The following is a 16,269-nucleotide window of genomic DNA, read 5'->3' as shown; positions in this document are numbered from 1 at the left end:
AAATTGTCAGACCCCCTGGGCACAATCAGAGGCGTGCTGGTCTCCCTCGTCCCCGAAGCGGACGGCGCGGGGCGGTGGCAGGAGCTGAACGACGACGGGACCCCGGCGGGTCCCGCGACGTCAGCGCCGTCACTGGCCTCGGCCGTCGCGTCGCTGGAGCGCGCCCACAGACCGCGGTGGCTGTGGGCGGACACCGCGGAGGCCTACCCCGCGCTGCTGGCGGCCGGCGTGCGGGTGGACCGGTGCTGGGACCTGCACCTGACCGAGGCGCTGCTGCTGGGCGCCGAGGGCAGGCACCGCGAACCGCGCGAGCTGCCGGCGGCGGTGGCGCGCGCGTTGCGCCTGCCCGCGCCGGCGGACGTGGGCCCGCGCAAGAAGGACGTCGCGCTGACGTTGTTCGAACCGGAGCCGGTGGAGCTGCCCGGCGGCACCGACGAGCTGGCGGCGCTGTCGCTGGTCTTCCAGGCGCAGCAACGCAATCCGGCGCTGTCGCTGCTGATCGCGGCCGAGTCGGCGTCGGCGCTGGCGGCGGCGGAGATGACCCACCACGGGCTGCCGTGGCGGGAGGACGTGCACCTCGCGCTGCTGGAGGACCTACTGGGCCCGCGCCCCGGCCCCGGCGCGCGGCCGAAGGTGTTGCAGGGGCTGGCCGACCGCATCCGGGAGGCGTTCGGCGGCTACGACGTGAACCCGGACGCGCCGGCCAGCATCGTGCGGGCGTTCAAGCGCGTGGGCATCGAGGTGTCGTCCTCGCGGCGCTGGGTGCTGAAGAAGGTCGACCACCCCGCGGTGGCGTTGCTGGTGGAGTACAAGGAGCTCGCGCGCCTGTGGGCGGCGCACGGCTGGTCGTGGCTCGACACGTGGGTCTCGGCAGGGCGGTTCCGTCCGGAGTACGTGGTCGGCGGCGTCGTCACCGGCCGGTGGGCCTCCCGCGGCGGCGCGGCGCTGCAGATCCCGCGCCTGCTGCGCCAGGCGGTGCGCGCGGACGACGGCTGGCGCCTGGTGGCCGCCGACGCCTCCCAGCTGGAGCCGCGCATCCTGGCCGCGCTGTCCGGCGACGAGAGGCTGATCGACGTCTGCGGCGACGACGACCTGTACGCCGCGCTGGCCGCGGACTCGTTCAAGGGCGAACGCCCCCGCGCGAAGATCGCGATGCTCTCCGCCATGTACGGCGGCACCTCCGGCGAGGCCGGCCCGCTGCTCGCCGTGCTGCGCAAGCGCTTCCCGATCGCGGTCGGTTACGTGGAGGCCGCGGCCCAGGCCGGCGAACAGGGCCGCATGGTGCGCACCCGCCTCGGCCGCACCTCCCCTGAACCGTCCGCGTCGTGGCAAGACCTGGTCAACGGCGCCGACGACGCGGGCAACGTGTCCAGCTCCTCCCGCCAGGCCGCCCGCAACTGGGGCCGCTTCACGCGCAACTTCGTGGTGCAGGGCAGCGCCGCGGACTGGACAGCCGCCCTGCTCGGCGTGCTGCGCACCCGGTTACCGCGCGAGGCGGCGCTGGTGTTCTTCCAGCACGACGAGGTCCTCGTGCACTGCCCGGCAGCCGACGTCGACGGGGTGGTGGCGGCCATCGCGGAGGCGGGCCAGGCGGCGACCCGGCTGCTGTTCGGCGACACACGGGTGCGGTTCCCGATGAACGCCGTGCCGGTGGAGTGCTACGCGGACGCGAAGTGAGGGCCGTCGGCAAGATCCGCGCACCTCGCGTGTCCAAACGAGACGTAGCGGCACCAGCGCGCTTTGTGGCCGTTCGTCCGAATGGCCGCTTGTCCACGGGTCGTGAGAGCGCTCTCATAAATGGACTGCACCCGTGACAAGGAGGTCACTCGCGCATGAGGCAACGCAGTCGCATCCTCGCGGCCACGACAGCTCTTCTTGCCGCGGTACCCCTGGCGATCGCCGCCATGTCCGCCAACGCTTCGATCCCACCCCCTGCAGCGGGATGGACGCAGGTGTGGGGCGACGACTTCAACGGAGCGAGCGGAACCCTGCCGTCCAGCTCGAACTGGATCTTCGACCTGGGCCACGGCTACCCCGGCGGACCTGCGAACTGGGGCACCGGGGAGATCCAGAACTACACGAACAGCACCAGCAACATCAAGCTCGACGGTGCTGGCAACCTGCGCATCACCGCGCTGAAGGACGGCGCGGGCAACTGGACGTCGTCGCGCATCGAGACCCAGCGGTCGAACTTCAAGCCGGCGCCGGGCGGCAAGCTCGCCATCGAGGGCCGCATCCAGATGCCGAACGTCACCGGTCAGGCGGCGCTGGGCTACTGGCCGGCGTTCTGGGCGCTGGGCTCGCCGTTCCGCGGCAACTACTGGAACTGGCCGGGCATCGGTGAGTTCGACGTGATGGAGAACGTCAACGGCATCAACTCGGTGTGGGGCGTGCTGCACTGCGACGTCGCACCCGGCGGTGCGTGCAACGAGTTCACCGGCATCGGCAACTCGCGGGCCTGCCCCGGCGCGTCGTGCCAGACGGCGTTCCACACGTACCGCTTCGAGTGGGACGACGCCGGGAAGTCCTTCAAGTGGTTCGTCGACGGCCAGCAGTACCACACGGTGACGCAGGCCCAGCTCGGCGCGGGCGTGTGGGACCGGATGACGTCGCACGCCGGGTACTTCATCCTGCTGAACCTGGCGATGGGCGGCGCGTTCCCGAACGCGTTGAACAACAACCAGCCGACCCCTGTCGCTGCCACCCAGTCCGGGCACTCCATGGTCGTGGACTACGTGGCCGTCTACACGGCTGGCGGTTCGACGACGACTCCGCCCACGACCACGACGACGACCTCGAACCCCGGCGGTGGTGGTTCGGCGTACAGCGAGCTCCAGGCGGAGAACGCCTCCGAGCGGTCCGGCGGCTCGGTCGCTCCGGCCGAGGGCGGTTCGGGTGTCCACCAGATCGCCAACGGCGGCTACCTGAAGTTCTCCGGCGTCAACTTCGGCTCCGGTCCGGCGCGGCAGTTCTACGCCCGCGTCGCCTCGGGTGCCGCCGGCGGCGTGAGCGGTCTGGTCGAGGTCCGGCTCGGGTCGCGCACGGCGGCGCCCGTGGGATCGATCGCGGTGGGCAACACCGGGGGCTGGGACTCGTGGAGAACCATTCCCGCGAACATCTCGAACATCTCCGGGACGCACGACGTGTACGTGACGTTCACGAGCGGCCAGCCGGCGGCGTACGTGAGCGCGAACTGGGTGAAGTTCGGCCTCTAGACCCTCGTGTTCATCGGGCCGTGCCCGTCCGCTAGAATCTCGTCCTGCACCACGAGGACGATTAGCTCAGCGGGAGAGCACTACCTTGACACGGTAGGGGTCACTGGTTCAATCCCAGTATCGTCCACGTTTCTCGCGCTCATGGCGCCGCATCCCCCGGGATGTGGCGCCTTTTGCTTTGATTGACCCGTGTACGCCGAACGTCCCGCCCCCGCCGGTCTGGCCTGCCTGTGGACGCGCACGGTGTCGTCGGAGACCGTGCAGCGCGTGGTGCCCGACGGGTGCACGGATCTGATGTGGACACCCACGACGGGCGCGTTGTTCGTGGCCGGTCCGGACACCCGCGCGCAGCTCGCTTCCGTCGCGCCCGGCACGTTGTACGGGGTGCGGTTGCCGCCCGGTGCGTTCCCGTCGGTGTTCGGCGTGCCGGCGTGCGAGGTGCGCGACCTGCGGGTGCCGCTGGCGGAGCTGGTGCCGTCCGCGCGGCTGTCGGCGTTCTCGGAGGTGGTGTCGTTCTGCGCGGCCCGCGTGGTCGTCGACCCCGCCCTCGCCGGCACCGCTGCGCTGCTGCGCACCGGTGACGTCAGGTCGGCGGCCTGGGACATCGGGCTGAGCGAGCGGCAGCTGCGGCGGCGGTGCCTGGACGCGTTCGGCTACCCGCCCAAGGTGCTGCAGCGGGTGCTGCGCTTCGACCACGCGCTGCGCCTGGCGTGGGCCGGCCGCCCCTTCGCCGCGGTCGCCGCCGACGCCGGCTACGCCGACCAGGCGCACCTCTCCCGCGAGGTGCGCGCGCTGGCCGGTGTGTCGCTGAGGCAGCTGATCAGCTGATCCGGCCGTAGCTGCGCAGCGTGAGCAACGCGTCGATCGTGGCGATGGACCGCCACTCGAACGTGACGACCGGCGTGAACGCGGGGAAGCCGAAGTTCCAGCCGCCGTCCTCCTGCTGCCCCGCCTGCAGCTCGTCGAGGTCGCGTTCCAGCTCCGCCTCGCTGAACCACGACCGCGCCAGGCTGCCAGCCCGCGCCGCGAAGAAGTGCGGCGCCATGCCCTCCCCCTGCGCGTACCCGTCCGTGCTGGGCTTGAGCTGCCCGATCCGCGCCGCCGCGAGCTCCGCCCGTTCCCGGTCCGGCACCTCGTCGAGGAACATCACCGCGGCCCGCAGCTCGTACGGGTGGGTCTCGCCGAGCGCCTCGACCTGCCGCCAGCAGTAGTCGGTGGCCCGGTCGAGCCACGGGTGGGTGACCCCCAACGCGTGCAGGGCCGCCGCGATCTGGGCGGTGAGCAACAACCCACCCTGGTCGTCGAGCGTGATCCACGGCGCCACCGGGTGCCCCTTCGACGTGGACAGCCCGAACGGCACACTCCCGTCGGGACAGGTCGCATCGAGCCAGGTCAGCACCGACCCGGCCGGTTCCGGCGCGCTGACCTCGGCGAACATCTGCAACGCCCGCAACGCGTGCAACGGCTGGCTCGTCGGTCCCCGGTGGTCCGGCTCCAGCCCGTGCCCGTACCCGCCGTCGTCGTTGCGGTGGGCCAGCACCGCCCGCACCATCGCGTCCCCGCTGCCGCCGTCGAAGGCGTACTCGAACCACCGCTGCTCCAGCGTGCGGGCGTTGTGCCAGATGAAGTCCCTCGCGCGTTCGATCATGCCTGCGAACCTAAGCCGCCTGGTCGCGCCACGTCTTGGACGAAACGGCCATGTGACCAGGTCAGCTCACTCGTTCGCCCGCCGGGGGAACCGGCGCTGTGCAAAAATCCTCCAACAGGGGTGTGTGGAAGTTCTGAGGGGAGCTGGCCGAGATGCTGATGTTCGACGCGGTGACACCTTGGTCCTCGGTCGGGAAGGCCGTCGGAGCAGCCGCTGCCGCCGCAGGTGCCGCCGCCGGCGCCGCCGGAGCGGGCACCACGAGGTTCGCCGTCGACCCGGACCAGGCCCAGAAGATGATCACGGGGCTGGAAGAGGCTTCGAGGCAGCTGAAGGACCTGATGCGTGACGCGGAGATCCTCAAGTCCACCGGGTCGCCCGGTCCCGATCCCTACAGCGGCCTGGCCACCATCGCGATGCGCCGGGCGGCCGGCGAGGAGGCCGGTGGCTACGCCTGGGCGAACCAGGCGGCAGTGGACGCCCTGGACACGACGGTCGCGAACATCAAAGCAGCTCTCGCGCAGTACCGCGGCACCGATGACGACGCATCGAACGCGATGGGAAGGTAGTACCGCCTTGAAGCGCACGACCCTGTTGGCGACCTTGTTCGTGGCAGCCGCCCTGGCCGGCTGTTCCGACGTCAAAGGCGGCACGCCCACGACCGGCAACACGCAGCCGCCGGTCACCGAGACGAGCGACACGGGTTCGACGGGGGCACCGGCCACCGAGCTGAGCCTCGACAAGATCAAGGACAAGCCCTGTGACGCCCTGACGGCTGCCCAGGTCACGACCCTCGGCAACGTCCAGGCCCCCAGGCCGCGGAAGGGCGCTCTGGGCCCGGCGTGCGTGTGGGACGGCAAGGAAGCACTCGACGACTCGACCTACGAGATCTCGGTCGCCACCGACCAGGTCTTCGAGAGCCAGCTGGCCAGCTCTCGCAGTGCCGCGGTCTTCAGCGAGAAGACGATCGACGGCGTGCGGACCTTCAGCAGGGACAGCACGGACGGCACTCGCATGTGCCTCACCGTCATCGAGGCGGGCAAGACGGGCAGTGTCGGGGTGTCGATGAACCTCGCCAAGAACAAGGTCGCGACCCAGAAGCCGTGCACGGAGACCGAGAAGCTCGCGGCGACGGTCATCGGAAATCTGAAGGGGTAGGCCATGGCTGGGGATGAGCCGAACATCGCAAACTTCGCGCTGCTCCCGTTCGCGGGCGGCGAGACGATCTACAACTGGTTCGACAAGGGCCAGGGGCCGAGCCAGAGCACGGCTCAGGCCAGTGAGGGCTGGCGCAACCTCGCGAGCAGCCACAACGACATCGCCGAGCTCATCAACAAGGCTGTGCGCGACTCCGGCGCCGCCTGGGAGGGGCAGGCGGCTGACGGCGCTCGCAGCACCACGTCGCCCCTCGCTACCTGGGCGGACGTGACGAGCAAGTCCGCGCAAGACGCGGGCAAGACCGCCGACTCCATCGGTGAGGCCTACTCGAACGCCAAGTTCCAGATGTCGAAGCCGCCCGAGGTCCCGGACAAGCCGTTCCTGAACGACTGGGCGCCCTGGGACACCGACTACGACAAGGCAGTCGAGAAGAACCAGGAAGTCAGCGCCCAGAACATCCGGGCGTTCAACCAGTACGCCGAGTCGGTCAACCAGACCACGAACCAGATGCCCACCTTCATCTCGCCGAACGCCGACACCGCGAAGATGCAGGAGCAGGTCAGCACGCCGATCGACAGGGTGCAGCCTCCTGGTACCGGCACGCCTCCCGGCACGGGCACGCCGCCGGGCACGGGAATGCCGCCCGGTACCGGCACGCCGCCGGGCATCGGTGGCCCCGGTGACGACACCGGCACGTCGGGCTGGAAGCCGCCGGGCTCCGGTGGCGACGACACCAACCCGTCGCAGCTCAACCCGAACGACCCGCGCAACCGGCCGCCGGTCTTCGTGGACCCGAACGACCCCCGCAACCGGCCTCCCGGCCTCGACCCCACCATCCCGCCGGGCGGGCGGTTCGACCCCAACGACCCGCGCAACCGGCCGGGTGGGCCGAACGACCCGCGCAACCGGCCCGGTGGGCCCGGGGTGCCCGGCGGTGGCAGGCCCGGTGGGGGCGGTGGTGGCGGTGCCGGTGGTGGCATGCGGCCGCCGGGTGCCGGTGGCATCGGTGGTGCCGCCGCGGCCGGGCTCGGCAAGGGGCCCGGTGGCATGGGCGGCATGGGTGCCGGTAGCGGCTTCGGTGGTGCGGCCGGTGTGGCCGGTGCCGAGCAGGGACGTGGTGGCGCCGGCGGGTTCGGGCCCGCGGGTGCGGGTGCGGCCGGTGGTCGTGGTGCCGCTGGTGCGGCCGGCATGGGCGGCATGGGTGGTGCCGGAGGCCGCGGTCAGGGTGACGAGGACAAGGAGCACAAGTCCGCGTCGTACCTGCAGGAGACCGAGGACATCTTCGGCGACGGGACGATGGTCGCTCCGCCGGTCATCGGCGGTTAAGGGGGAATTGTGCTTCGGAGCAGGGTCGCCATCCCTGTCGTCGCGCTGTACCAGGCGTGGCAGGTCGCGGGTCTGCCGCAGCTGCACAGGGCGTTGGTCACGCAGGTCGACTTCGACTCGGAGTCGCTCGAGGAGGGCGACCTGAGCGGGTTGGAACGGCTGCAGCGCACGGCGTGGGCGCAGCTGGAGCAGACCGGGCTCGCGCGCGGCGGGGAGATCCACCCGGACCTCGCCGGCGCGTTGCGGCTCGTGGTCGAGGCCGGTGCGGAGTACTGGGCGTTCTTCAGCCAGAAGGACGGTCCTCAGCAGGCGGTCCTGGTCGTGTCGAACGGCCAGGACGCGCTGCGGGTCGTGCTGACGCCGGACCAGCTGTTCGTGCTGGAGCCGGTGCGGGCGGACGAGGCGCCGCAGTCGCTGGTGGCCGCGCTGCCGCCGACGCCGGCCGGGAAGGGCGCGCCGATCACGTTGCCGGAGGACGCGTTGCAGCAGAAGCGGCAGCCGTCCTACGAGGACACCGGCTCGTTCCTGCAGCAGAGCCGGCCGACCAGCACGCCGAACGACCAGCTGGTCGCGCAGCTCAAGACGATCATGTCGGAGCCGCGGACCGGTGGTGGCCAGCTGTACTCGGCCAAGCGCGACCACACCGGGCGCAAGCAGCGCTGCGCCGCCCCGCTCACCTACCTCGACACGGTGAGCGGGCGGTACGTGGCGGCGAAGAGCGAGGGCTGGCTGCGGGTGCAGCCGGCCGACTTCGGCACGCTCGCCCGGCTCACCGCGACGATGCCGTAGCGGGACTCAGGAGAACCGCAGCGCGTCCGGGCCCAGTTCGGCCGGGCTGCGGTGACCCGAGAGCCCCAGGGTCAGGTCGAAGTCCGCGAGCAGGCCGCGCAGGACGTGCTTCACGCCGACCTGCCCGCCGTGCGCCAGCCCGTACGCGAACGGCCGCCCGACCAGCACCGCCTTGGCACCCAGCGCCAGCGCCTTCACGACGTCGGCGCCGGTGCGGATGCCGGAGTCGAACAGCACGTCGACCTGCTCCCCCACCGCCTCCACGACGGCGGGCAGCACGTCGAGCGACCCGACGGCGCCGTCGACCTGGCGCCCGCCGTGGTTGGACACGACGACTCCGTCCATTCCGGACTCGACCGCCTTGCGCGCGTCGTCGGGGTGCTGGATTCCCTTGAGGACGATCGGCCCGTCCCAGTGCTCGCGCAGGAACGCCAGCCGGTCCCACGACTTGTCGGTGCCGGTGAACAGCTGCACCCACCGCAGGATCGCCATCGGCAGGTCCTCCTCCGGCGACTTCGCGAGCCCCGCGCGGAAAGCCGGGTCGCTGAACGGGATGGCGGTCCCGACGCCGCGCAGGAACGGCAGGTAGGCCTGGTCGAGGTCGTGCGGCCGCCACGCCAGCGTCCACGTGTCGAGGGTGACGACCAGCGCCGTGTACCCGGCCTTCTTCGCCCGCTCCAGCAGCGATGCGCAGACGTCCTGGTCGTTCGGCCAGTACAGCTGGTACCACCGCGGCCCGGCGCCGGACGCCTCCGCTACTTCCTCGATCGTGTGCGACGACGCCGTGGACAACACCATCGGCACGCCCAGCTCGGCCGCGGCCCGCGCGGTGGCGAGCTCGCCGTCGGGGTGCAGGATCGACTGCACGCCAACGGGTGCGAGCATCACCGGCGCCGGCAGCTCGGTGCCCAGCACCGTGACGCCGAGGTGCCGTTCGGTGGCGTCGGTGAGCATCCGCGGCACGATCCGCACCCGGTCGAAGGCCTCGCGGTTCGCCCGCACGGTGGCACCCGAGCCCGCACCTCCCGCCACGTACCAGAACGGACCCGGTCCCAGCCGGGACCGCGCGGAGTCCTCCAGCGCGTCCGGGTCGGTGGTGAACGGCGGCACGGTGCCGCCGAGCCCCTGGAGGTAGATCTCGTTCTGGTACGCGGCGAAAGAGGTCATGGCCCCTACTCTGCTACGAGTCCCGCGGCGTGAGGAAGAGCTACACGCGGGCTCCCGCCGGTGCCTTGCGGGTCGCCGCCCGCACCGGGCGCGGCCACCGCTGCTCCAGCCAGATCGCGACCGGCGCCGCCGTGACCACTGTGGACATCGTGCCGAAGATCAGGCCGATGAGCAGGGCGGTCGCGAAGTTCGCCAGTGAGCCGTCGCCCAGCACGAGCAGTGCGGCGAGCACGAACAGCACGCCGATGCCGGTGTTCACGGTGCGTGGCACGGTCTGGACCACGGCGTCGGAGACCACGTCCTGGTAGGCGGCTTTCAGGCGGGAGCCGCGCAGGGTGCGGAGGCGGTCGAAGACGACGACGGAGTCGTTGACGGAGTAGCCGATGACGGTGAGCAGGGCGGCGAGGAACACGCCGTCCGCGGTCTTGCCGAGCCACGCGAAGATGCCGACGAGGACCAGCACGTCGCTCAGCAGTGCGGCGACCGTGGCGACGCCGAGGCGCCAGTCGAAGCGAATGGCCAGGTAGCCGAGCTGGGCCGCGACGGCGATGGCGAGGCCGATGACGGCGTTGCGGCGCAGTTCGGAGGACAGCGACGGGCCGATGAGCTCGTTGCTCGACTGGCGGGCGCCGCCGTCGACCGCGGAATTCACGACCTCGCCGATGCGGTTCGAGGCGGCGTCGTCGATCGGGCCGGTGCGCAGGGAGACGTCGCTGCCGGAGGACGACACGACGACGTCCTCGAAGCCCGCGTCGGCCAGTGCGCCGCGGACGCGGCCGGCGTCGACGGGGCCGCCGGCGGTGAAGTCGAGCATGCGGCCGCCGGTGAACTCGACACCCAGGTTGAGGCCGCGCAGGAACAGGCCGGAGACCGCGACCAGCACCAGGACGGCGGCGCTGCTCAGCCACAGCCACGGGCGGCGGTACAGGACGAGCTTCAGCCTCGACCGGACGAAACCGAGCGAGTCCAGGCCGCTCAGCCGGGGCCGCTTGGCCACGAAACGCGTGCCCATCGCCCACAGCACCAGCACGCGGGACAGCACGAGCGCGCTGAACATCGACGCGAGGACACCGATGGTCAGCGTCACGCCGAAGCCGCGCACCGGCCCGGTGGCCAGCCAGAACAGCAGGCCGGCCGCCAGCAGCGTCGTCACGTTGGAGTCCGCGATGGCGCTCAGCGCACCGCGGAAGCCCGCCTCGGAGGCCCGCCGCAGGTTCGCCTTCCGCGCGTACTCCTCGCGGGCCCGTTCGAAGATCAGGACGTTCGCGTCGACCGCCATGCCGATGGCCAGCACGAAGCCGGCCAGGCCCGGCAAGGTCAGGGTCGCCCCCACGGCCAGCAGTCCGGCGTAGGCGACACCCGCGTAACCGACCAGGGCGACGACGGCGAGGAAGCCGGCGAGCCGGTAGGCGAAGACGAGGAACAGCGAGGTCAGCGCGATGCCGATGATCGCGGCCTGGGCGCTCGCGTCGATCGCCTCGGCGCCGAGGGTGGCGCCGACCGTGCGCTGCTCGATCACCTCGACGGGCACGGGCAGTGCGCCGGAGCGGATCACCAGGGCCAGCTCGTTGGCCTCGGCCTGGGAGAACCGGCCGGTGATGGTCGTGGCGCCGCCGGGCTGGCCGCCGCCGCACGGGGTGTCGGTGCTGACCTCGGGTGAGGAGACGACGTTGCCGTCGAGCTTGAACGCGATCTGGCGGCCGGGGTCGCCGGAGGGCACGCAGGCGGCCTCGCCGGTGACCTTCTGCCACGTCTTGGGCGCGTCGCCCTGGAACTGGATGTTGACCACGTAGCCGGCGCCCTGCTGGTTGCGCACGGCGGTGGCGTCGGAGATGCCCTCACCGGTCATGACCTGGGCGCCGTTGCGTTCGACGGTGAGCTGGGCGGTGCGGCCGAGGACCTTCACGGCCTCTTCCGGGTCCTGCACGCCGGGCAGCTCGACGACGATCCGGTTCTCGCCGGAGCGGGCCAGGACGGGTTCGGCCACGCCGAGCTCGTCGACGCGGCGGCGCAGCACTTCGAGGGCGCGGTCGGTGGAGTCGGAGTCGCCCTTGGCCTCCAGGACGATCTGGGTGCCGCCGCGCAGGTCGAGGCCGAGGCGGGGATCTGTGGTGAGCAGCAGGAAAGCGGAGGCGACGAGGACGCCGAGCGACAGCAGTGCGCGCACGAGCAGCCCTCGTCGCGCGGTGTCGCGCGACATGGGTGAGAGAGCCTTCCGGGAGGAAAGTGGTGGCTGAGAACGCGGTGTCAGCGACCGGAAGGCGGTGAGCGGTCCCGCCGCGGGGTCCAGCGGACGCCCTCGGGCGTGCGGTGCACGCGCCGGGTGAACGCGACGAGGAACCGGACGGGCAGCGCGGGCTTCGCGACCGGCGGCACGTCGGCGGCGAGCTGGGCCAGCGGCACCTGGGCGGCCTGCTGGTTGTGCGGTTTGGGGACGGCTCCTGGCAGGTTCGCCACGTCGTGCGTGTGCTGCACGACCGAGCCCCCGACGTGGGCGGCGGGTGCGGGCGCGGCGAGGACGAACAGCTGTCCGAGGAACAGCATGATCGCGAGCGCGACCGCGTTGCGCCGCATCACCGCCTCCTGCCTCCCCCGACGTAGACCAGGGCGCCGCCGAGCACGGCGCACAACCAGGAAAGCACAAGAGGCTGCATCGTGGTGGCGCCCAGCACCAGCGCGACGGTCCAGCCGGCGAGCAACGCGGCCGACGCGCCGAGCAGCGACACGGTCACGGCGAGCTTGCGCAGGTGCCACAGCGCCTTGAACGGCCGCAGCCGCAGGCCCACGACCAGGCAGCCGAGCACCAGCGCGGAGGTCAGGAACGCCAGGTAGGGAGTGGGGCGGGGCATGCCGGCGAGCAGCGCCAGCAACCCGCCGCCGACCAGCAGCAACGCCAGCGTGCGCAGCGACCGCCACACCTGCGCCTTGTTGAGCTGCGTGGGCGGCTTGGCGGTGCGGCGGCGCTGCACGGTGGCGAGGTTCGCCTTCGAGTCGGCGTCGGACGGGTCGAGCTTGATCGCCTGGCGGTAAGCGTGCTCGGCGGTGCCCCAGTCGCGCATCCGCAGCGCCGCGTCACCGAGGACCTGGGCCGCGCGGACCTCCGACGGTGCGAGCTGCGAGGCGTGCAGTGCGGCGTCGAACGCCTCCACCGCGCCGTCGGGGACGTCGGCGAGCACCTCGGCCAGCACGACGTACCCGCGCCAGTCGCCCGGCTTCTGCCGCACGGCCTCCCGTGCCGCGGCCGCCGCCTCGGGGTGGCGGCCCAGGTCGCTCAGCGCGAGCGCGGCCAGCCGCTGCGACCAGGCCCGTTCCCCGTCGAGCACCATGGCGCGCTTGGCCGAGTCGAGGGCGGGGCCGGGTTCGCGCAGGTCGAGGTGGGCGGCGGCGAGCCGGCACCAGGCCTCGGCGTGCCGAGGGTTCGCCGTCACCAGGGGACGCAGCAGGTCGATCGCCTGCCGCGGCTTCCCCGAGGCGGCGAGCTCAGCGGCGCGCAACAGCACCGCGGTCGTCGGCTCGGACACGCCGCCCAGTGTGACAGCGCACCGCGGCACCTCGAACGGGTGACCGCCTGGGCGCTCTTCGCGCCGGTCAGCGTGGTCGTGGTGGAGGTGGACGCGCGGGGACCGGGTGCGCCGCTTCACTGCGCACGAGGCCCCCGCGCGATCGACGGCCGGTCAGATGGAGTGACGGGCCGCGATCCCTGCCGCACCTGCTGCAACGACGGACCGCGGCCGGTGAGTCCCGGTTGCACCGAAAGTCACGCGCATCACGTGGCAAGCGCTTGCCTCAGGTCAGCAGGCCCGCCTCGTGCAGGTGGGCGAAGATGATCCGGACGACCGGTGAGATCCGGTCCACGTCGGCGGTCGTGAGCCACGCGAGCTCCTCGATCTCGCTCGCGGCGGCCAGCTCCCCCGTGAACGACGCCGTGTAGCAGGTCATCCGCACGGTCACCCCCGACGAACGGCCGTGCGCCTGCGCCTCGAACGTCCCGACGTGCCGCGCCGAGGCGGCATCGATGTCGACGGACAGCTCCTCGCGGATCTCGCGCACGAGCGTCTCGACGTCGGTCTCCCCCGGCTCGCGCTTGCCACCGGGCAGGTAGTACGTGTCCTTGCCGGCCGAGCGGGTGCCGAGCACCCGGCCGTTCTCCAGCAGGATCCAGGCGATCTTGTCGATCATGCCGCCAGGCTAGGCGGACGCGAGCTCCTTGACCACGCGGTGCGCGTCGGCCAGCGACTCCACGGCCAGCTCGCGGAACTGGTGCATCTGCGGCACCACGTCGGCCAGCGTCAGCTCGGCGTGCACGAACTCCAGGGTGCGGTCCAGGCCGATCATCGACAGCACGGCCCGCAGGTACGGCTCCTGGAAGTCGAAGCCCTCGCGCGGCGTGCCCGGCTTGTAGGAACCACCGCGCGCCGTCACGACGACGACCCGCTTCTCCCCCAGCGGCCACGTGCCGTCCTCGCGGGCGAAGAACTCCGAGGTCGCGACCTGGTCGATCCACGCCTTCAACGTGGACGGGATCGAGAAGTTGTACATCGGCGCGCCGATCAGGAGCACGTCGGCGGCCTTGAGCTCGGCGGTCAGCTCGGCCGCGATCCCCTGCTCGGTGCCGTCCTTGTGCGGCACGGGCACGGCGTGGAGGTCCCGGTAGGTGTAGCCGCCCTCCGGGTTGGCCGCGCGCCAGCTGTCGGCGAAGGCCCTGGTGATGTCGCGGGTCACGGACCCGTCGTAGCGGATGCTCGAGTCGAGGTGCAGCAGGTTGGTCATACCCAGAACATACGAGTGAAGAACTTCCGAGTCAAGATGTTCCGAACTGAGAACATCTCCTCCGGGAGGTAGGATGGGTCACATGCAGGAGCAGCCGGAACTCATCGCCGCGTGCGCGGAGAAGTGGGACTTCAACTGGCTGCTGCACCGCGCCGCCCAACGCGTCGGCGCCGCGTTCGCCGAGGAGATCCAGCGGTTCGGCATCTCCCTGCGCGGCCAGCTGATCCTCCAGGCGCTCGCCACCGAGGAGGCCCAGCGCACGCAGCTCGCGCTCGGCGCCATGCTCGGCCTCGACAAGACGACGCTGACCAGCGAGCTCGACAAGCTGGAACGCGCCGAGCTGCTCGTGCGGGTGCCCGACCCGTCCGACCGCAGGGTGCGCACGCCGGTGATCACCGACAAGGGCCGCGCGCTGCAGAAGGAGGCGGGCGACGCGCTCGCCGAGGTCGAACGCGCCTTCCACGCCCGCTTCTCCCCGCAGGAGATGGAGACCATCCGCAAGGCCCTGCAGGACCTGTCGCACGGCGAGGGGCCGACGCACGGCTCCTGCATCTAGCCGAACTAGGCCAGCGACCCCAGGTCGGCCTCCCGCAGCTGGGTCGGCGTCACCGTCGCCTGCGCGTCCACCAGGGCCTGCAGTGCCGTGCCGTGGTCCCAGACGTTGACGTTCATGGCCGCGCGCAAGCGGCCGTCGCGCAGCCAGAACGCGATGAACTGCCGCGACTCCAGCTCGCCGCGGACCACCAGCTCGTCGTCAGGGCCGGCCAGGCCGCGGTACTCCATGCCCAGGTCGTACTGGTCGGTGAAGAAGTACGGGGACTTCTGGTACGGCTCGTCGAGGCCCAGCAACGAGCCGGCGACGTGGGTGCCCTGGTCCTTCGCGTTCGCCCAGTGCTCGACGCGGACGCGGTGGCCGTACCGCGGGTGGTCGTGGGCCGCGATGTCGCCGGCCGCGAACACGTCGGGTGCCGAGGTGCGCAGGGTCGCGTCGACGGCGACGCCGCCGGCGGCCAGGTCCAGGCCGGCGGTCTCGGCGAGCTCCAGGCGGGGTGCGGCGCCCACGGCCAGGACGACGACGTCGGCCAGCAGCTCGTCACCGTTCTCCAGCACCACGCCGGACGGGGAGAAGCGGGCGACGCCGGTGCCCAGGCGGAACTCCACGCCGTGCGACTCGTGCAGGTGGCGGAACATCGCGCCCACCTCCGGTCCGAGCACGCGCACCAGCGGTTCGGCCAGCGGGTCCACGACGGTGACGCGGCAGCCGTGGCCGCGGGCGGCGGCGGCCACCTCGCAGCCGATCCAGCCCGCGCCGATCACCAGGACGTGCCGGTCCTCGCGCAACGCCGAGCGCAGGGCGTGGGAGTCGTCCAGCGTCCTGAGCACATGTCCTTGTGCGCCAGGCAGAACGCGTGGGCGGGAGCCGGTGGCGAGCAGCAGCCGGTCGTAGGTGCGGACGGCGCCGTTCGAGTCGACGAGCGCGTGGTCGCCGGGGCGCAGCTCCAGCGCGGAGACGCCGAGCTGGAGGTCGATCTCGTTGTCGGAGTAGAAGCTCGTCTCGTGCACCCAGGCCGGTTCGGCCGCCTTGCCCAGCAGCACGTCCTTGGACAGCGCGGGCAGTTCGTACGGGCGGTGCAGCTCGGTGCCGAGCACGGTGATCCGCCCGCCGAAGCCGCGGTCTCGGAGCGCGCCCGCTGCCGTGGCACCGGCCAGACCGGACCCGACGATCACGATGCGTTGCGGTTCCGCCATCTTTCACCCCTTCAGGTGACGTGCTCTCGTCTCACGTGCGACGCTATCCGCAGCTCGGCGCGGTCGCGCGGCGGAGAAAGCGAAAATCTCCGTCATGACCCTGGGTCACGTGCGTCTCAGTGATGCGAGCGCCCGGGGCCGTCCGGGCCGGCGCCGGACGAGCTGGAGGAGCACACCCGTGGGAGCCAATGAGGAGTGGCAGGTGAGCTGCCGCGACATCGCTTCGCGCCGACGGGACATGACGGTGTTCGTCAGCCAGGGGCACATCGTGATCAACGTGCCGCCGGGCGAAGCCGCCGTGTTGACACCGCTGGAGGTCGGCCGGCTGCGGGCCGCCCTGCGCGAGGCGGTCGTGGCCGCCTCGAACACCGAGGCCTGAACCGGATCAGTACCTTGTGATCGCGATCACACCGTTACCTACTCGCAAGTAGGTAAGTGGCAGAGTGGGGC

17 protein-coding genes and 1 tRNA gene are annotated in these 16,269 nt (G+C 71.7%); 10 read left to right on the top strand and 8 right to left on the bottom strand.

Annotated features, from left to right (window positions below; genetic code table 11):
* The first annotated feature begins 33 nt into the window (after nucleotides 1-33).
* From ACZ7CD_RS31135 to ACZ7CD_RS31120, 4 genes are all read left to right on the top strand, one after another.
* Entirely contained in the window at nucleotides 34-1,677 is a 1,644-nt protein-coding gene (locus ACZ7CD_RS31135) for a bifunctional 3'-5' exonuclease/DNA polymerase (protein WP_458434019.1), read from the top strand.
* 155 nt (nucleotides 1,678-1,832) lie between these two features.
* Nucleotides 1,833-3,215: a carbohydrate-binding protein gene (locus ACZ7CD_RS31130; RefSeq protein WP_470376318.1), complete on the top strand. Its 1,383-nt coding sequence runs from the start codon at nucleotides 1,833-1,835 to the stop codon at nucleotides 3,213-3,215.
* A gap of 55 nt (nucleotides 3,216-3,270) precedes the next feature.
* Nucleotides 3,271-3,342, top strand: a tRNA-Val gene (locus ACZ7CD_RS31125).
* Between the two features lie 62 nt (nucleotides 3,343-3,404).
* On the top strand, nucleotides 3,405-4,043 hold the full coding sequence (locus ACZ7CD_RS31120) for a helix-turn-helix domain-containing protein (protein WP_360400912.1): 639 nt from the start codon (nucleotides 3,405-3,407) through the stop codon (nucleotides 4,041-4,043).
* Here the strand turns inward: ACZ7CD_RS31120 and ACZ7CD_RS31115 are convergent.
* Entirely contained in the window at nucleotides 4,036-4,863 is an 828-nt protein-coding gene (locus tag ACZ7CD_RS31115; RefSeq protein WP_470380281.1) for a hypothetical protein, read from the bottom strand. The genes ACZ7CD_RS31120 and ACZ7CD_RS31115 overlap by 8 nt on opposite strands.
* Before the next feature lie 152 nt (nucleotides 4,864-5,015).
* Here ACZ7CD_RS31115 and ACZ7CD_RS31110 point away from each other — a divergent pair, with 152 nt between their 5' ends.
* From ACZ7CD_RS31110 to ACZ7CD_RS31095, 4 genes are read left to right on the top strand one after another with little or no spacing between them, the layout of a single operon-like run.
* Nucleotides 5,016-5,429, top strand: coding sequence for a hypothetical protein (locus tag ACZ7CD_RS31110; RefSeq protein ID WP_470376315.1), 414 nt, complete (start codon nucleotides 5,016-5,018; stop codon nucleotides 5,427-5,429).
* A gap of 7 nt (nucleotides 5,430-5,436) precedes the next feature.
* A complete protein-coding gene (locus ACZ7CD_RS31105; RefSeq protein ID WP_470376314.1) occupies nucleotides 5,437-6,018 on the top strand; it encodes a DUF3558 domain-containing protein in 582 nt (193 codons plus the stop codon).
* A 3-nt stretch (nucleotides 6,019-6,021) separates the two neighbouring features.
* Complete coding sequence (locus ACZ7CD_RS31100; protein WP_470380280.1) at nucleotides 6,022-7,344, top strand: PPE domain-containing protein; 1,323 nt, start codon at nucleotides 6,022-6,024, stop codon at nucleotides 7,342-7,344.
* Between the two features lie 9 nt (nucleotides 7,345-7,353).
* Nucleotides 7,354-8,133, top strand: coding sequence for an ESX secretion-associated protein EspG (locus ACZ7CD_RS31095; RefSeq protein WP_360400926.1), 780 nt, complete (start codon nucleotides 7,354-7,356; stop codon nucleotides 8,131-8,133).
* A 6-nt stretch (nucleotides 8,134-8,139) separates the two neighbouring features.
* On the opposite strand, the gene ACZ7CD_RS31090 is transcribed toward ACZ7CD_RS31095, so the two are convergent.
* The 6 genes from ACZ7CD_RS31090 to ACZ7CD_RS31065 all read right to left on the bottom strand — a co-directional run bounded on the left by ACZ7CD_RS31090 (nucleotide 8,140) and on the right by ACZ7CD_RS31065 (nucleotide 14,070).
* Entirely contained in the window at nucleotides 8,140-9,300 is a 1,161-nt protein-coding gene (locus ACZ7CD_RS31090; RefSeq protein ID WP_360400929.1) for a lactate 2-monooxygenase, read from the bottom strand.
* Nucleotides 9,301-9,340: 40 nt separating this feature from the next.
* Nucleotides 9,341-11,500 (bottom strand): protein translocase subunit SecD, encoded by a 2,160-nt coding sequence (gene secD, locus ACZ7CD_RS31085; protein ID WP_470376312.1) that lies wholly within the window; start codon nucleotides 11,498-11,500, stop codon nucleotides 9,341-9,343.
* A 47-nt stretch (nucleotides 11,501-11,547) separates the two neighbouring features.
* Entirely contained in the window at nucleotides 11,548-11,874 is a 327-nt protein-coding gene (locus ACZ7CD_RS31080; RefSeq protein ID WP_360400935.1) for a hypothetical protein, read from the bottom strand.
* Nucleotides 11,874-12,821 (bottom strand): tetratricopeptide repeat protein, encoded by a 948-nt coding sequence (locus ACZ7CD_RS31075; protein WP_470380279.1) that lies wholly within the window; start codon nucleotides 12,819-12,821, stop codon nucleotides 11,874-11,876. The genes ACZ7CD_RS31080 and ACZ7CD_RS31075 overlap by 1 nt, the downstream gene beginning before the upstream one ends.
* A gap of 265 nt (nucleotides 12,822-13,086) precedes the next feature.
* The gene (locus tag ACZ7CD_RS31070) at nucleotides 13,087-13,479 is read right to left on the bottom strand and encodes an NUDIX hydrolase (protein ID WP_360400941.1); all 393 of its coding nucleotides are present in this window, start codon (nucleotides 13,477-13,479) and stop codon (nucleotides 13,087-13,089) included.
* 9 nt (nucleotides 13,480-13,488) lie between these two features.
* Nucleotides 13,489-14,070, bottom strand: coding sequence for an FMN-dependent NADH-azoreductase (locus ACZ7CD_RS31065; protein WP_360400944.1), 582 nt, complete (start codon nucleotides 14,068-14,070; stop codon nucleotides 13,489-13,491).
* 82 nt (nucleotides 14,071-14,152) lie between these two features.
* Between ACZ7CD_RS31065 and ACZ7CD_RS31060 the strand changes: the two genes are divergently transcribed.
* Complete coding sequence (locus ACZ7CD_RS31060) at nucleotides 14,153-14,626, top strand: MarR family winged helix-turn-helix transcriptional regulator (RefSeq protein ID WP_360400947.1); 474 nt, start codon at nucleotides 14,153-14,155, stop codon at nucleotides 14,624-14,626.
* A 5-nt stretch (nucleotides 14,627-14,631) separates the two neighbouring features.
* On the opposite strand, the gene ACZ7CD_RS31055 is transcribed toward ACZ7CD_RS31060, so the two are convergent.
* Entirely contained in the window at nucleotides 14,632-15,819 is a 1,188-nt protein-coding gene (locus ACZ7CD_RS31055) for an NAD(P)/FAD-dependent oxidoreductase (protein WP_470372105.1), read from the bottom strand.
* A gap of 178 nt (nucleotides 15,820-15,997) precedes the next feature.
* Between ACZ7CD_RS31055 and ACZ7CD_RS31050 the strand changes: the two genes are divergently transcribed.
* Nucleotides 15,998-16,198: a hypothetical protein gene (locus ACZ7CD_RS31050; protein ID WP_360400956.1), complete on the top strand. Its 201-nt coding sequence runs from the start codon at nucleotides 15,998-16,000 to the stop codon at nucleotides 16,196-16,198.
* Nucleotides 16,199-16,269: the final 71 nt, after the last annotated feature.

The organism is Lentzea sp. NPDC036949 (assembly GCF_055608075.1).
The sequence above is the reverse complement of the archived record's forward strand: the minus strand, read 5'-3'. Positions and strand labels throughout refer to the sequence as shown.

Excerpts from the sequence above, each read along its gene's own strand:
- ACZ7CD_RS31130 (WP_470376318.1), top strand. The coding sequence starts at position 1,833 with ATGAGGCAACGCAGTCGCATCCTCGCGGCCACGACAGCTCTTCTTGCC.
- ACZ7CD_RS31115 (WP_470380281.1), bottom strand. The coding sequence starts at position 4,863 with ATGATCGAACGCGCGAGGGACTTCATCTGGCACAACGCCCGCACGCTG.
- ACZ7CD_RS31110 (WP_470376315.1), top strand. The coding sequence starts at position 5,016 with ATGCTGATGTTCGACGCGGTGACACCTTGGTCCTCGGTCGGGAAGGCC.
- ACZ7CD_RS31100 (WP_470380280.1), top strand. The coding sequence starts at position 6,022 with ATGGCTGGGGATGAGCCGAACATCGCAAACTTCGCGCTGCTCCCGTTC.
- ACZ7CD_RS31090 (WP_360400929.1), bottom strand. The coding sequence starts at position 9,300 with ATGACCTCTTTCGCCGCGTACCAGAACGAGATCTACCTCCAGGGGCTC.
- secD (WP_470376312.1), bottom strand. The coding sequence starts at position 11,500 with ATGTCGCGCGACACCGCGCGACGAGGGCTGCTCGTGCGCGCACTGCTG.
- ACZ7CD_RS31080 (WP_360400935.1), bottom strand. The coding sequence starts at position 11,874 with ATGCGGCGCAACGCGGTCGCGCTCGCGATCATGCTGTTCCTCGGACAG.
- ACZ7CD_RS31070 (WP_360400941.1), bottom strand. The coding sequence starts at position 13,479 with ATGATCGACAAGATCGCCTGGATCCTGCTGGAGAACGGCCGGGTGCTC.
- ACZ7CD_RS31065 (WP_360400944.1), bottom strand. The coding sequence starts at position 14,070 with ATGACCAACCTGCTGCACCTCGACTCGAGCATCCGCTACGACGGGTCC.
- ACZ7CD_RS31060 (WP_360400947.1), top strand. The coding sequence starts at position 14,153 with ATGCAGGAGCAGCCGGAACTCATCGCCGCGTGCGCGGAGAAGTGGGAC.
- ACZ7CD_RS31055 (WP_470372105.1), bottom strand. The coding sequence starts at position 15,819 with ATGGCGGAACCGCAACGCATCGTGATCGTCGGGTCCGGTCTGGCCGGT.